Source organism: Caldicellulosiruptor obsidiansis OB47 (assembly GCF_000145215.1).
Lineage (GTDB): Bacteria > Bacillota > Thermoanaerobacteria > Caldicellulosiruptorales > Caldicellulosiruptoraceae > Caldicellulosiruptor > Caldicellulosiruptor obsidiansis.
The window spans coordinates 65,509-80,543 of the sequence record NC_014392.1 but is presented as its reverse complement, the minus strand read 5'-3'; the positions used below and the strand labels follow the sequence as shown (position 1 = coordinate 80,543).

The 15,035-nt window shown below is 35.5% G+C and carries 12 protein-coding genes; 2 read left to right on the top strand and 10 right to left on the bottom strand.

All coding sequences use genetic code 11. The annotated features are described in order from the left end of the window. Positions 1-62: 62 nt before the first annotated feature. The 8 genes from COB47_RS00350 to COB47_RS00315 form a co-directional block, all read right to left on the bottom strand. The gene (locus COB47_RS00350) at positions 63-791 is read right to left on the bottom strand and encodes a two-component system regulatory protein YycI (RefSeq protein ID WP_013289453.1); all 729 of its coding nucleotides are present in this window, start codon (positions 789-791) and stop codon (positions 63-65) included. A gap of 24 nt (positions 792-815) precedes the next feature. Next, entirely contained in the window at positions 816-2,114 is a 1,299-nt protein-coding gene (gene yycH / locus COB47_RS00345) for a two-component system activity regulator YycH (RefSeq protein WP_013289452.1), read from the bottom strand. An 18-nt stretch (positions 2,115-2,132) separates the two neighbouring features. Beyond that, a complete protein-coding gene (locus COB47_RS00340; protein ID WP_013289451.1) occupies positions 2,133-2,621 on the bottom strand; it encodes a hypothetical protein in 489 nt (162 codons plus the stop codon). A 100-nt stretch (positions 2,622-2,721) separates the two neighbouring features. Then, a complete protein-coding gene (locus COB47_RS00335) occupies positions 2,722-4,422 on the bottom strand; it encodes an ATP-binding protein (protein WP_013289450.1) in 1,701 nt (566 codons plus the stop codon). Between the two features lie 23 nt (positions 4,423-4,445). Further along, a complete protein-coding gene (locus COB47_RS00330; protein WP_013289449.1) occupies positions 4,446-5,138 on the bottom strand; it encodes a response regulator in 693 nt (230 codons plus the stop codon). Positions 5,139-5,563: 425 nt separating this feature from the next. After that, positions 5,564-5,764: a hypothetical protein gene (locus tag COB47_RS12340; RefSeq protein WP_193343283.1), complete on the bottom strand. Its 201-nt coding sequence runs from the start codon at positions 5,762-5,764 to the stop codon at positions 5,564-5,566. A gap of 68 nt (positions 5,765-5,832) precedes the next feature. Beyond that, positions 5,833-7,467 carry a CTP synthase gene (locus COB47_RS00320; RefSeq protein ID WP_013289447.1) on the bottom strand — a complete coding sequence of 545 codons (1,635 nt, stop codon included), beginning with the start codon at positions 7,465-7,467 and terminating at the stop codon, positions 5,833-5,835. A gap of 210 nt (positions 7,468-7,677) precedes the next feature. Then, the gene (locus tag COB47_RS00315) at positions 7,678-13,002 is read right to left on the bottom strand and encodes an S-layer homology domain-containing protein (RefSeq protein WP_013289446.1); all 5,325 of its coding nucleotides are present in this window, start codon (positions 13,000-13,002) and stop codon (positions 7,678-7,680) included. 331 nt (positions 13,003-13,333) lie between these two features. On the opposite strand from COB47_RS00315, the gene COB47_RS00310 reads away from it, so the two are divergent. Continuing rightward, positions 13,334-13,708, top strand: coding sequence for a hypothetical protein (locus COB47_RS00310; protein WP_013289445.1), 375 nt, complete (start codon positions 13,334-13,336; stop codon positions 13,706-13,708). A gap of 20 nt (positions 13,709-13,728) precedes the next feature. Continuing rightward, entirely contained in the window at positions 13,729-14,274 is a 546-nt protein-coding gene (locus COB47_RS00305) for a macro domain-containing protein (RefSeq protein WP_013289444.1), read from the top strand. Positions 14,275-14,384: 110 nt separating this feature from the next. Here the strand turns inward: COB47_RS00305 and COB47_RS12815 are convergent, their stop codons facing one another. Together COB47_RS12815 and COB47_RS00300 are read right to left on the bottom strand one after the other, a co-directional pair. Further along, a complete protein-coding gene (locus COB47_RS12815; RefSeq protein WP_307189118.1) occupies positions 14,385-14,528 on the bottom strand; it encodes a hypothetical protein in 144 nt (47 codons plus the stop codon). 13 nt (positions 14,529-14,541) lie between these two features. Beyond that, the gene (locus COB47_RS00300; protein WP_307189116.1) at positions 14,542-14,976 is read right to left on the bottom strand and encodes a hypothetical protein; all 435 of its coding nucleotides are present in this window, start codon (positions 14,974-14,976) and stop codon (positions 14,542-14,544) included. Positions 14,977-15,035 lie beyond the last annotated feature (59 nt).

Here is a 15,035-nt window from a genome sequence, read left to right as displayed (position 1 = left end):
GGCAGAGGCTCTAAAAGTTTATAAAGCCCCTGCCCTGCTCATTTTCTCAACTTCTCAGCTACTTACTCCAACATCCCCGTAAACCCGTTTATATAATAAACATTTCCATCTGCAACAATCCGCCAAACCGGAATTGCCTGACCCTGAATGACATTGAAATCTTTTAGATAAAACCCGAACTTTATATTTTGAATTTCTTTTATACCCTTTTGCTGATTTAAAAGATTAAAAATTGCCTCAAGTGCTGAGATTGCTCTGCTTCGTTTAATCTCAAACCTTCTGGGATTGACTTTTGTAAAGATGTACAAGGTAGAACTTCCCTGTTCTTTTACTGTTAGCCTTCCATCAAAAATGGGATAGCCTTTGTACACCTGTACAAAGCTTCCGTCGTAGTCTTTTATATAATCGCCCCTTTTTATGTCAAAAAGTTCAAACGGGTCTTGATAATATTTGGACTCCAAAAAAAGTGTCTGGTTTACGATTTTGAGGTGATAGATGCTACTTTCAAACTCATTTTGATATCTATCAACCCTTTTCCCAAAAAGCTTTGTCACAATATTATCATACTTGCTCTCAATGGCAACGCCAAGCTTCGAGACATAATAAATCTTCCTATCAATACTGCAAGAGAGTTTTATGGAATTTTGTGAAAGTATATTTTTTGCCATGTTTATTTGCTGATCTGTCAAAGTTTCTTCTTTTGGAAAAAGGTTGAGATATTTTATGATAAGAAAAACAAATATCAAAAGGAACACCACAATTGCAGTTGTTTTGGCTTTTGCCCAATTCATATCTTACCTTCTAATCTCCTTTTATTATTTTATTGTTTCAACATATACAACCCCGCTCTGGGTTTTTATTTTCCAGTAAGGGTATGAGCTTGCTCCACCCGAAATATATTCAAGGTCTATCTCCTCTATAAAAATATCTCCTTTTCTTTCCTTTATAGCGTCAATTGCTGCAATACCGTCAACCTTTATCTGAGAGGTTCTCACCTTGAGGATGTCAAAAAGATCTCCCGAAATTTCTTGCAGTCTTCCACCTTGCACTTCTATCTTAGCACAAAATTCCCCATCTCCTGCAACCACATCAATTCCATTTGCCCTTGTCATAAGATATATTTCAAAGTCATCTTCTTTTTTGAACTCAAGCCTACAAACTCTCAAATCTTCTTCTGCGTAAAATGTTTTCAGGTAGAACATCAGCGCATCAGAAATAGAGTCAACCTTTTCGCCAAAGGCACTTTCCGAGTATTCAAAAACAAAGCCCCCATCATTTTTAAGCTTCAGAGTTCTTCTTTCATCTGTTATTACCACATCACCGTTTTTCAAGATATTTTTCCTTGTCAAGATTGTATCCGGGAAAAGCCGCCGCACAATCAGCTCTTTTTTGTAGCTACTCTCCCTTGTCTTTATCTCAGAAAATTGGACATCTGAAAATTCAACTGGAATCAAAATATCTTTATTGGCAATCTCAGTAAATCCAAGACTGTCTGACCATGAATAAACAAGTTTTAGATCCTTCTCAATTAAATTCTCCAAAGGTAAAAAGCCAAACGGTGAAAATCTCAATATAGCTGCTCTTTGCTCTTGAGAGTTAAAAAAATACAAAACTGTTCCTTTGCCATTTTCTTCTATGAAAATCCTGTCAAACTTAAAACCCTGCACGAGATTACCAATATTTCTTTTCGTCAGTTCATACACAAAAGTAATGAAATCTATCTCATATCCGTAGCTTAAAATTAAAACCCTTCTTTGTTTAAAAAAATTGGCAGAAATATTTTTTTGGCTTATTTCAAACTCTTTTTTTACAAGCGATTTTTCAATTCCTTCTATGAACTTTGAAACCACCTGTGAATATTGAGATTGATTGCTCAGTATTCTGACAACCACATTTTTAGAAATGTTCAGATACATCTCCTTAGGAGATGCCAGAATTTCTCTTGCTTTTTTTAGAAGCTGCTGATCTGACTGAGAATTTTGATAAATATCAATTGCTTTTACAATGTCTTCGACATTGTAGTCAAAATAAACCTTGTAATACAAATAAATGCTGAGTATAACAAGTATACTCAGCACTATGCTTTTTATAACTTCTACCTTACTTTTCCTCATTCACCTTACCCTCTTTTTTTATTTGCCAAGCGAACTTACAAAATTTGATATTGCCTTTTCCACTTTGGTAAAAAAGCTTTCTTTCTTCTCATAAAAAACTTTAATAAGACTTATCTGTGTATCTTTATCCTTCTTTGCAACCACAAGAATATAAGTGGTCCCCTCATCCACATTAATCTTTTTTGCAAAATAGCCAGACTTGCCTACTTGAAACTTATCAACAAGTCCTTGCTGTGAAAATGCTTCTTTTTTATCTTTTTTAGTATATATACTAATTTCTACACCTTCTGATGCTTTTCCTGACAGAACAAATATCGAAGTTGTAAGTTGGCTTTCATACTCTGCTATTTCGACAAGTGAAGATACAGTAGATGTTATTTTACTACCATCTATCTCAATCGAATTTATATTTTTTGCTTTTTTTAGATCTTTTTCATCACCTGCAAAAGCTATAGTAGCTATTGACAAAATAAACAACATGCTCAATATCAGCGCAAGTTTTTTCATCTCGTCATCACCAGCAAGTTACAATTATCCTAATTACATTATACAATTTTTATATTACAAATCTGTTACAAGCATGTTAAGAGCCTATTACAAAATAGAATTAAACAGTATTTTTCACAGGAAGAATAACCGTAAATTTAGTTCCAACACCAACCCTGCTTTCAACCTGAATCTTTCCACCATGTGCTTTTACAATCTCATCTGCTATAGAAAGCCCAAGTCCACTCCCACCAAGGCTTCGCGACCTTGCCTTGTCAACCCTGTAAAACCTTTCAAAGATGCGCGGAAGATCATCTTCAGGAATTCCTGGACCATTGTCATCTACAGTTATTTTTACATAACTGCCATCTTTTTTGAGCCCGACTTCAATCTGCCCGCCTTCCTGGACATAGACAACAGCGTTGTTTATAAGGTTAATTAGCACCTGTTCAAGCCTGTCTCTGTCAGCCTCAATCACCACGTTTTCCTCTGCGCTGCATAAAAGTTTTTGATTTTTCTTTTTTGCATGAATCCTCATCTTTTCACATACAAACCTAACAAGTTCACTAACATTTACCTCTTCTATTTTCAAAATATTCTCGCCACTGTCAAGTCGCGAAAGATATAAAAGGTCAGTAATAAGCCTTGTCATTCTATCACACTCTTTTATGATAACACTTAAAAACTCTCTTTTCACAGTCTCATCATCAACATCCAGAAGAGTTTCAGAATATGTTTTGATAGTTGTGATCGGAGTTCTAAGTTCATGAGATACATCTGCAACAAACTGTTTTCGCATTTGGTCAAGTTTTGCTTGCTGTGTTATGTCGTGAAGGATAAATATTGTACCATTTCCATGATAAGAATCTATAAAGGCTGCCGTGCTAACCTCAAGCGTCCATCCATCAACTTCATATATGTGCTGTGTAACTGACCTATTTTCCTCATTTTGTATATATTCCAAGAACTTTTTAACATCGCCTTTCAAAAACTTTTTTGCACTCTCGTTTATATGAATAATTTCATTTTTAGAATTCACAGCCAAAACTCCATCTGACATGTTCTGAAGTATTCTTTCAAGCTTTTGCTTTTCAAATTCAAGCTCTGATATATATTTTTTTACGTTCGTCGCCATTGTCCTAAAAGCGCTTGCAAGCTTGCCAATTTCATCCTGGCTGGAAACTTCAATCTTCACATCAAGATTTCCCTCTGCCATTTCAAGGGCTTGTTTGGTAAGTTTTCTGAGCGGGTTTGAAAGAGTTTTAGCAAACAAAAGTCCTATAAAAAGTGAAAAAAGCATCGCAACAATGTAAGCCATAAGCAAAATATTTTTGATATCAGTTACTGTGGCAAGAATATTCTGAACAGACACCTCCAAATACAGTGCTCTTTCCACCGACCTGCCACTTTTTATAGGGAATGCAAAAACCATCGCCTGGTCCTCTACTTCCCTCTTTACAACCTTGTAGCCCGCAAGGCTTGTCAAAATCTCATCTGACGGGAAAAAGCTAATATCCATCCTTGGGAAAGATGCCACAACCTTACCTCTGCTATCTGTCACAATGAGTTTTTGAATCATGAACCCGTACTGACTTTCTTTCATCGACTGATCAACAATGGTTTGAATTCTTTCCTGTGTCAGGTTTTTATCCTCTAAAAGCCTGATGAGTGATGAGCTTACCATAAACTCAATCTTTTTCTGGACATCTTCATAAAAGTAATTTTTTGTCCTGTCTATGATAAAAAAACTTGATATAAACATAACCATCAAAATTAAAAGCCCAAAAACAAGTATGAGCCTGCTTTCTATGCTTCTTGTCATAGTACACCTTATTCCCCTTATCTTTATATGTTCGGATTGAAGTAGTATCCTATTCCCCTCTTTGTCAAAATAAAAGTGGGTTCAGATGGGTTGTCTTCAATCTTTTCTCTCAGTCTTCTCACAGTAACATCCACAGTTCTAACATCTCCGTAGTATTCATAGTCCCAAACCTTTTCTAAAAGTTCTTCTCTTGAAAACACCTGACCTTTTTGTGACATCAAAAACTTCAAAAGCTCATATTCTCTCACGGTAAGTTCAATAATTTTGCCATTTTTTTTCACCTCAAACGTCTCAGGATTCAAAGTCAAAGCCCCTGCTTTTAACACCTTACCATCTTGCGCTGAACTTTGAGCTGTCCTTCTCAAGTTTGCCCTAATCCTTGCAATAAGCTCTCTTATGCCAAACGGTTTTGTTATGTAATCATCCGCCCCAAGCTCCAGCCCCAAAACTTTGTCAACCTCATCAGCCTTTGCTGTTATCATTATAATGGGAACATCCGAAAACTCACGAACCTTCTTACATACAGAAAACCCATCAATCTTAGGAAGCATTACATCCAAAAGAACCATGTCGAAGTTTCCACTTTTTATTCTATTTAAAGCATCCTCACCATCGTACGATGTTGTCACTTTATACCCTTCCTTTTCTAAATTGAACTTTATTATATCAACAATTGGCTTTTCATCATCAACAACAAGGATATGTGCTTTCGACATGAGCTTTTATATCCTCCTTTTTTCTTTTCGATGAAGGTTTTTGATTTTACCAACTTGACAATTTAATTATACACTAATTCAACTTTTTAAGGTATAATTGATTTTGGAGTAGTTTTTAAAAATTAAAACCTCTCAAGCTGCTAAAAAAGGAGGGAAAGAGCTCTTAAAATATACTTTTAAGAGCTATAATACTATGGAAAATAGAAACGTGGCATTTGAAATATTCCTTTGGCTTTTGATATATCTTTGCTTCTTTGCAGGCATAAATCTGTTTTCAAAAGATAATATACTCCTTTTTGTCTGGTCTTTTATAAGTTTGCTTATAATATTTTTGATAACAATCATTCTAAGGTTTTATATAACATCAACCTTACTTCTTCTGCCAGGCTTTATTATCTCATGCGTTCTTGCAATTTTATTTATGTTTAACGTCCGATTCCCAAACTTTTTTGTTTTGCTCTTGCAAGTATTCTCAATACATTTAATGGGTTTTGTGGAATTTGTAAGACAGTCTTCTGAAATGGTAATTCTTCAAAGACCTCTTTATATTTACATACATGTGGGATTAAATCTTGTATTATTTTTAATTCACCTCTTTGTAATATATCTTCTTTCTGAGCTGCCAAGACAGCAAAAACCGAAAACTTTAGATCTAACATACACCAGGCGAAGACGAAGATAAAAAAGGAGGGGTTTAAAAGTCTTCATACCCCCCTTTTTTCGCCTTGTGCTCAAGAGATGCTCTTATAAAATCTGTAAAGATTGGGTGTGGTCTTTGCGGGCGCGATTTGAACTCGGGATGAAATTGCACACCCAAAAACCATGGATGGTCTTTCAGTTCAATTATCTCGACAAGTCTTCTGTCTGGCGATACTCCTGAAAATACCATGCCGGCTTGTTTGAACCTTTCCTTGAATTCATTATTAAATTCATACCTGTGTCTGTGCCTTTCATACACAAGCTCATCGTTGTAAATTCTGTGGGCAAGAGTGCCTTCTTCAAGCTTGCACGGGTAAAGCCCAAGTCTCATAGTACCGCCTTTTGTGAATATGTCCTTTTGCTCTGGCATTATATCAATCACAGGATATGGTGTTGTTTCATCAAACTCTGTTGAGTTTGCACCTTCTAACCCAAGCACATTCCTTGCAAACTCAATCACTGCACACTGCATTCCCAAACATATTCCAAAAAACGGTATTTTGTTTTCTCTCGCATACCTTATAGCTGCAATCTTGCCTTCAATACCTCTGTCACCAAATCCGCCCGGCACTAAAATGCCATCTGCACTTTTGAGTTTTTCGTGTGCATTTTCATAAGTAACTTCCTCTGCGTTTATCCACAGGATCTCAACATGACTGTCGTTTGCAATCCCTGCATGTTTTAACGCCTCTGCAACAGAAAGATATGCATCATGAAGCTCAACATACTTTCCTACAAGCGCAATCTTCACATTCTTTTTGAGATTTTTTTCTTTTTCAACTATTTCTATCCAATCAGAGAGGTCTGGCTTTGTGCAGACAAATCCAAGCTTTTCACATATGATTTCGCCAAGTCCTTCTTTTTCAAGCATGAGAGGCACTTCATATAAACTTTCTGCATCAATGTTTTGTATAACATATTCAGGTTTTAAATTGCAAAACAGTGCAATTTTGGCTTTGAGGTCTTGTGAAAGTGGTTTTTCTGTTCTACAAACAATAATATCAGGCTGAATTCCTATTGACCTTAGCTCTTTTACAGAATGCTGTGTGGGTTTTGTCTTAAGCTCTCCAGACTTTGACAGGTAGGGAACAAGGGTTACATGAACATATAAAACATTTTCTTTCCCAATGTCTGTTGCAACCTGTCTTATAGCCTCTAAAAACGGAAGACTTTCAATATCGCCAACAGTTCCACCAATTTCAGTTATGACAACATCTGTTGAGTTGCTCTTTCCAAGCCTGTAGATTCTCTCTTTTATCTCATTTGTAATGTGAGGGATTACCTGAACAGTTCCACCCAAAAAATCACCACGGCGCTCTCTCTGAATCACTGACCAGTAAATCTTACCTGTTGTTACATTGCTGTTTTTAGTGAGGTTCTCATCGATGAACCTTTCATAGTGCCCAAGGTCTAAATCTGTCTCAGCACCATCATCTGTTACAAAAACCTCACCGTGCTGGTAAGGGCTCATTGTACCGGGGTCAACGTTTATATACGGGTCAAATTTCTGCATAGTGACTTTTAAACCGCGCGCTTTTAAAAGCCTGCCAATTGACGCTGCTGTGATCCCTTTGCCAAGCCCGGACACAACCCCGCCTGTAACAAAGATGTATTTGACCTGTTTCTCCATAGTTAAAATTACCTCCATGGAAAGAGATATATTCAAAAATTTGTTTTTCTATTGTTAACCTCTATTTCACTATAACTTTTATATTTTAATGCATCTATTTTCTCTTATCAAGTTAAAATTTGTTTACTGTTTTTTTTGAATATTTGTATAACCTTGTAATATTGCAAACAAATAATGAGGGAGAGATTTATCTCTCTCCCCCACTTCTTCTTACTTTTTCACGGGATTTATCTGCTTGAAATTATTTTTTAACTGCAGCATCTTTATAAATGTTCTTCTTGGTGAACCACCGCTCGAAGAACTTTGAGCCTGATATACTTTAATCGGAGATTGCAATGTGTAATTTCCATCGTACGGCACAAACGGAAGATTTATAATCAGCGTGGAATTCAAATCACCATTCACACCTGCCAAGATGATACTCCATGTATCTGTCCTTTCATCAAAACCTGGGAAAAATACTTCAATATTATTTTCACTTAAATCCTGTGTTTTTATTACAGCACTAATTGGATAAGGTATATCAGAAGATATAAAGGATATACTTGGTTGATTATCATATGTCATCTCCATGCATATGCCAGTTTCACCTATGATGTAGTGACTGTAAGTTGGAATATAAATGTCCAATTTCAACACATCGCCCTGGTAAACACTATCTAATGTGGTTGGCTCAAACTTCCAAGTTTCTGGATTGAACTTATAAATACTTTTTATTGCAATTTTGCTTGCATCAATGCCAAGGTCATAAGTTATAATCTGCGGCTCAGCTGGAATTACTAGCTTTTCTGTTGGCTTGTATCCCAATGACCTTGGGTCATCATAGTAAGGATTGTGTGCAAAAACCCAAACGTACCCATAATCACCAGGGGCAAATTTGGCTTCACGTCTTTTGCCTATAAAAGTTGCAATCTTGGCATAAGATGCAGATGTTTCAAATCCAATGTAGAGTCTATCATTTAAGTGCAATCCACCCTCAGTAAAGTGAGGTATAAATTGAACAGTGCTGAACTTAGCTAAATCAAGATCTATTTGGGAATCTTCGAAGGCATTTAATTTTGCATATGCATAGTTTTTGAAGTCTTCATCTCCGTCTCCATACACAATCTTTGCAACATATTCTCCTTTAGTAATAATTAGAGGCAACCTGCCAGCTGTATCTGTAGTTCCAACAAATAACTCCTTGTAAGTATCTTTGTCTACAATATAAACACTTGCACCCACAATGTCAGTCGTGCCATCATATACATGCAGTTGTACAGATGCGTCGTAATATATATCATTGAAAACAGTAACTTCTTCCGGGTCATAACCATCAACGCTCAAGCTTCTTTTTACTACAAAACCTTCTCCAAATAGTGTTATATTGTTATCAAAATATATGCTCATATCAACAGGAATTTGTCCATCATTAGTATAGAAAAGCTCCTTTCCGTTTCTAACTAAACCAAATTGAGTTACTGTCGTTCCATTTATGTTAAATTTTATTGTGACCGGTTTTAATTTCTCAACAACATCGATATAGCCCTTTGGTTCCATTCTTGGTGTTACGTAAATTTTATAACTGGTAAACTCATCAGGTGTAACATCAAATACAACTTTTCCTTCCTGGTCAGTATATCCTACAAATGCAACTTCATCAGATTGAGTGGTAAGATCATAGTAAGTTACTGTAATAAGCCTTTCTGGTTGTGGATTTCCCTTGTAGTCTTTAACAACAATCTGTACAGTGTTTGGCAAATTATAATAAACAACTTCTGGTACTATTTCTGCTTTATAGTAATTTCCATATCTATAGTTAGTTGATGTACATGTTGGATACAAGCTTTTGTCCCACCAGTGATCAGAGCTAATATCGTCATCTGTTACGTTGAAGTAGCTGTAATCAATCTCCACTCCTCCAAGACTATCCCTATCATCCCACGTTACATCAAGCTGGTACCAATCTCCATCAAGCTTTACCATATTCCACGCATGCCCAACTTTGCTTGCCACATCTCCTGCTTCCCCGTAGACAACAATTGTTTCTATCCCTGCAGTGTTCAAAAGTACATACATTGCTTTTGCATAACCATCGCACACTGCTAACCCATTTATCAGCGCTCCATATGCGGTGTGAATATCAAATGGTCCACTTCGGTTAAGGTAGCTTTCCATGTCATATCTTGTATGAAGTATCAAATAGTCATGTAAAGCCAAAGCTTTGTCATATTCATTATAAGTCCGGTCTATTACAGTTTGAACTATTTCTTGAGCTTTTTGAAAAACAGCTTGTCTTCTTGCAATTCTTTCTTGTTTTTCGTAGATATAAGGAATTATAAACATCATAACGTCTTCAACTTCGCCTGTGAAGAATCTTACACCAATTACATCACTTACTCCATAATCCAGTGCAAGCGGGTAATTTCTCATTAAATTCATAAAAATATTCTGACACAACTGGTTATAGTCAGCTATTTGCAGGTTTGTAGGCACACTTATAAACATTACATCATCCGCTGTTGAGTCGATTTTGTATGAAACCTTTTCAACTATTTCTGATTCATTAGAAGTCTGCTCCGCATACCCTGAAGCATCGCCATTTGAGTTAATTTCAAATGAATAACTTTCTGCTAAAACGCGGTTTTCATAAAGTGGTCCTAAATCTTTTTGAACTACTAATGTATAATTGCCGTCTGCTATCTCACTTGGTGTATAGAACAAAGTTGCACAAACATTATTTTCCAATATCTTTGTTGCCAATACACTAAGAGGACGTAGCTGCGCACCATCCTGCAGTGATATGTTTGTCCCGTACGGTATCTCAAATCCAAGGAAATTAGAATATACATCATTTACTACAACATCTAAATTGTAACCACTAACCGTTTTTACATTTTCGTACAAAACAGCGACAGATCTTGCTTTTAAACTTGTTATTTTTTCATCATTTACGTTACAAACAATAAAGTTGCTTTCGCTTTCGTTTATATTAAAATCTATTTCTTTTGTCACTTCTTCATTGGACGAAGTAAGATCAATTGATAAAGGAGAGTTATTTTTATCTACAGCAAAAGTGTATCTTAAATGTGAATTATTAGCATCATAAACATTTACCACAACCTCATCTAAGGTATATGTCCCTTTAGGTAGATAAACGCTCAAATCATCAGACAACTGATATCTTTGGTTGTTCAGCTTTACATACACACTTTCTGCAACTGAGGTTAAATTGAATAATCCATTAAATGTAAATGTTAACTTTTTAAGCGAGGTAAATGCAAATTGTAAAGTTGCACCTGATGTATTTAGCTGGCATGTTCTTACAAAATATAATTTTTCGCCATTTATCTCCTTTGCAACCTTAATTGTATACGTTCCTTTGTTTGCAATTATATTTATCTGGCTGTTCTGGAGATTTACTTTTACATCATCGGTTGTAAAAACATCACTGTAAGTACTATTTGCCACTGAAAACTCATAATCTGTCAACGCTTTGTTTTCATAAGAGAAGCTTATAGTAGCATTTACAAACTCAGACGTTGTTGTGTCTACAACAATTCTGTTCATTCCGCTTACCACATTTACTTCTTCAAGCAACGCATAAATAAGCCCCTTCTCAGCAGCATACTTCCATGCCAAGATTTTATAATCATTTCCTACTGGCACAATTACGCCTAATTCAGTTGTGTTTACCTGATATGTTTGGCTAAACTGCGAAGAGCGCCCTACCACTTTTACATTAAACTGGTTTTCATAAATATCAGTAGCTGTCTTTAACTTAAGTTTTATAACACCTTCTGTTGGCTTGATTGCATACAAAAGTCCACCATAGTTTTTTCCATCCACATTTATAATTAATTCTTTACTCTCAAAAACATTCAGTGAAATTGTTGCAACACCATTTGAATTTGTATAGCTACTTTTACCCTCTATCGTTACCAATTTGCCAGCAAGAGGATTGCCCTGAGCATCTTTAACTGTAACACTGACAGTATTGTCCTGACCTACTGTAATTGTTTCCTTGTCAACAGAAACCAAAGCTACAATTCCTGAGCTTGACACACCTGTTGAACCTGATGGCAAACTGCCTGTTGTGCCAGAAGATGTCCCTCCTGTTTGTCCAGAACTGGACGATGTTGTGCTTCCTATACTTCCAACAGAACCCTGGCTGCCTCCCTCTGAAAGTGAAGCTGTGTTATTTGATGTTGTTTGGGAACTGGTACTGCTCGTATTACTCTGACTTGAAGTTTGCTGCTGATTTTGGATTTTTTCTGTTTTACCATCTATTACTGTAACTATTTGTCCTTTTGTGACCTCATTATTATTTACATATACCCTCTCTTCATTTACTTGTATTTTTTCGATCATGCCCTGGGATAGTATATTCACATTCTGCGAATTTACAGTCAGCTCCTGTATTTTCGAGTTTGTTTCAACTTTCAAATTTGCTTGGTTTTGAATTATAACCTTATTTATATTCCCTTGAGTTATATTAACTTCTGCCCTTGCCGAAATAATTTCAACCCTCTCTGCATTTCCTTTTATAGAAACAGAAATACTTGAAGATTCATTTGAACTAATCACAATGCTTTTTATTGGTAACTTCGATAAATTCTCTATTATTGCATTTTCTTTTACTTCTACTTTTTCAATATTAGAATTTCCTGAAACTATAACTCTCGTAGCCGCTTGAATATTGTCAACTTTTACCTTTTGTGCTTTTACATTTTCTAAAGTTACACTGTGTTCACCACCACCGCGAATTATAATGCTGCCATTAATATTGGAATTCTCAATCTTTACACTTCCCTTACCCACACCTTCCGCAATAATTACATTTCCGTTTACTGAAAAGCCATTTATTCTTACACCAGACTTGTTGATAACAAGATTGCCTTTTACTTCCTTTGAAGTGTAATATCCCTCTTTATATAAAAGTAAACCTATGATATTGTCTAAGATACTCAATGCCTCTGCACGAGTTATAAACTTTTTGGGTTTAAATGTGTTATCTGGGTATCCTTTTATATAATTTTTCTGTACAAGCGCAGCTACATAATTTCTTGACCATGAAGAGATCTCATCTGCATCTTTAAAAGCAGAAAGCACATTGTTGTCATTGATCTGGTCAATTCCAAATACTCTGGCACATATGACAGCTGCCTCTTCTCTTGTTATATTTTTGTTAGGTTTGAATGTTTGGTCATTGTATCCAGTTATGTATCTTGACAATGAATTCAAAGCTGAATAATACCAATCTGTCTTTTTTACATCCTTAAAATTTATCCCAGCATCTATAGAAATTTCTCTTATGACATTTGCTAAAAGCTTAGCAAACTCAGCTCTGCTTATATACTGAGAAGGTTTAAAAGTACCATCAGAATATCCTTTTACAACCTGGTATGTATTGCCCCATTTTTCGATAAGGTCTTTTGCCCAATAGTTTGAGTTTATATCTTTAAATGCAGCTTGAACAGCTGCAATTGGGAAGATAAAATTAAACACAAAAGCAAAAACCGCTATTACCGCAATCCCTTTGCGAAAAGAATGCATTTCTTATTTACCTCCCATTAAATGTTTTTGTTGCTATCAAGATGAAAAATACAATTTACATTTTAGTTATTCTATTAAAATTTGTCAATATGTATTTTTTGTAGGATGAAAGTCTATTTTGAAAACTTCGCATAAAAATTGAACTTTGAAAATTGCTGTTAAGGAATATAATTATCTTTTGTGGCTATCGAAAAGAGAAAAATGGTCACAAGCAAAGTGGAGAAAATCTAAAAACTGATTTTAGAGGTGAAGCCAATTAAATGTAACATTTAAAGCTTTTGATGCGTTTTATAAATTTGATGTATAATAATTTTTGAAAGGATGTGATTGCTTGAAGGTCACTTTGATTTTTGTACTTGGTCTTTTGTCTGGTATAGGCCTTATAATAATTTGCAATAAATTGAGATTTCCTTTTAAAAAGAAAAAACCTCTTATAAAGATTGCACCCGAGCAAAAGTCGTTTGATGAGCTTGTTCAAGTTTACAATAGCGTATCTCAAGATATAAAAAGAAATTTGGAAGAATACTCTTCTTTTCCAACCACAGATTGCGGAAAATTACTTGCTGCAAGCCTTTTTACTCAAGTTACTGTGTGCCTCAGCATTCTTTCCTCTTTAGAAAAATTTGGCATTGACACAAAAGCTGTGTTTGACGAAATTGTAAGCAAAAACAAAGCCCAGCAGACAAGTCAGCTGAAAAATTTTTAAAGTTTGGGGGTGATTATCAGTTGTCTGCAAAAGAGATTTTACAAAAGATCATTATCAAAAAAGGTGATATAACAAAAGAGCAGGTTGACGCAATTGTAAATGCTGCAAATTCTCACTTAAAACATGGCGGTGGCGTTGCTCTTGCAATTGTAAGGGCAGGTGGGCAGGAGATACAAAAAGAATCAGATGAGATTATAAAAAAGATTGGCTTTCTGCCAACAGGAAATGCTGTGATAACAAATGCTTATCGCTTGCCTTGCAAGTTTGTAATACATACAGTCGGACCAATCTATGGTGAAGGCAATGAGGATGAAAAGCTCTCTAGAGCAATCTACAACAGCCTGTATCTTGCTCACCTTTACAATTTGAAAAGTATAGCACTGCCAGCTGTTTCAAGTGGCATATTTGGCTTTCCAAAGGACAGGTGCGCAAAGATTTTGATTGACACTTCAATTGATTTTCTAAGCAGCATCAAAACAAGCATTGAAAAGGTTGTCTTTTGCCTTTTTGATGATGAGACATTTAATTACTTTTTAAGCTACTATAATAGCAAATTCAGTAGTTAAAAATAACAACCCATATACAATAAATGCTGCAGTTCAATAGCGCAAACTGCAGCATTTATTTTTTAAGTTTTTGCTCCCAATTTTTATTATTAAAGTTTTTAAATTACAATTCATATTTTTTCTTTTATTATTCTAAGGTCAATGTCGTGTCGACCATATTCTTCTTTTGTCTTTTCTGTAACTTCAATTAGGTTTTCTATTTTCTTAGATGTCTCCTCTTTAAATTCTATCATGCCTTCTTTGATCTTTTCCATATCTTTCTTAAAGTCAAAAACTTATAGCAAAGCTGTTGTAAAGAGTATTTATACATCCTGTGTTCTCTTCTACAGCCTGTTTTAAGTCATGTACTTCTCCTTCCAGCGCACCGACTCTTTCTTCCAAAGCACCTACTCTTCCCTCCAAGGCACCTACTCCTTCTTTGAGCCCTACAAGTTCGCTTTCTACCCTGCTAACTCTACTCTCAAGTTCACCAACTTTTTCTTTTAAATTACCAATTTCTACCTCCACTCTATCAAGCCTTGCCTCTACTTTGTCAAGTCTTTCCTCAACTCTGTCGAGTCTTGCTTCAACATTGTTAAGTCTCTTCTCTACTTTGTCAAGCCTCTCTTCAACCCTGTCAAGGCGCAGCTTTACTTCTTTCATATCTGTTTTTAACTCTTCTATCCCTGAGACTATCCTCTCTAACATTTCCATTTCTGACATTTCAGTGCCTCCATAGAGGATTTGTTTTTTTATCATTGTATCAGATTTGGTATTAAAAC

What these genes read in the sequence shown, in the direction of transcription:
- COB47_RS00350 (WP_013289453.1), bottom strand. Translation starts at nt 791, where the DNA reads ATGAATTGGGCAAAAGCCAAAACAACTGCAATTGTGGTGTTCCTTTTG.
- yycH (WP_013289452.1), bottom strand. Translation starts at nt 2,114, where the DNA reads ATGAGGAAAAGTAAGGTAGAAGTTATAAAAAGCATAGTGCTGAGTATA.
- COB47_RS00340 (WP_013289451.1), bottom strand. Translation starts at nt 2,621, where the DNA reads ATGAAAAAACTTGCGCTGATATTGAGCATGTTGTTTATTTTGTCAATA.
- COB47_RS00335 (WP_013289450.1), bottom strand. Translation starts at nt 4,422, where the DNA reads ATGACAAGAAGCATAGAAAGCAGGCTCATACTTGTTTTTGGGCTTTTA.
- COB47_RS00330 (WP_013289449.1), bottom strand. Translation starts at nt 5,138, where the DNA reads ATGTCGAAAGCACATATCCTTGTTGTTGATGATGAAAAGCCAATTGTT.
- COB47_RS00320 (WP_013289447.1), bottom strand. Translation starts at nt 7,467, where the DNA reads ATGGAGAAACAGGTCAAATACATCTTTGTTACAGGCGGGGTTGTGTCC.
- COB47_RS00315 (WP_013289446.1), bottom strand. Translation starts at nt 13,002, where the DNA reads ATGCATTCTTTTCGCAAAGGGATTGCGGTAATAGCGGTTTTTGCTTTT.
- COB47_RS12815 (WP_307189118.1), bottom strand. Translation starts at nt 14,528, where the DNA reads ATGGAAAAGATCAAAGAAGGCATGATAGAATTTAAAGAGGAGACATCT.
- COB47_RS00300 (WP_307189116.1), bottom strand. Translation starts at nt 14,976, where the DNA reads ATGTCAGAAATGGAAATGTTAGAGAGGATAGTCTCAGGGATAGAAGAG.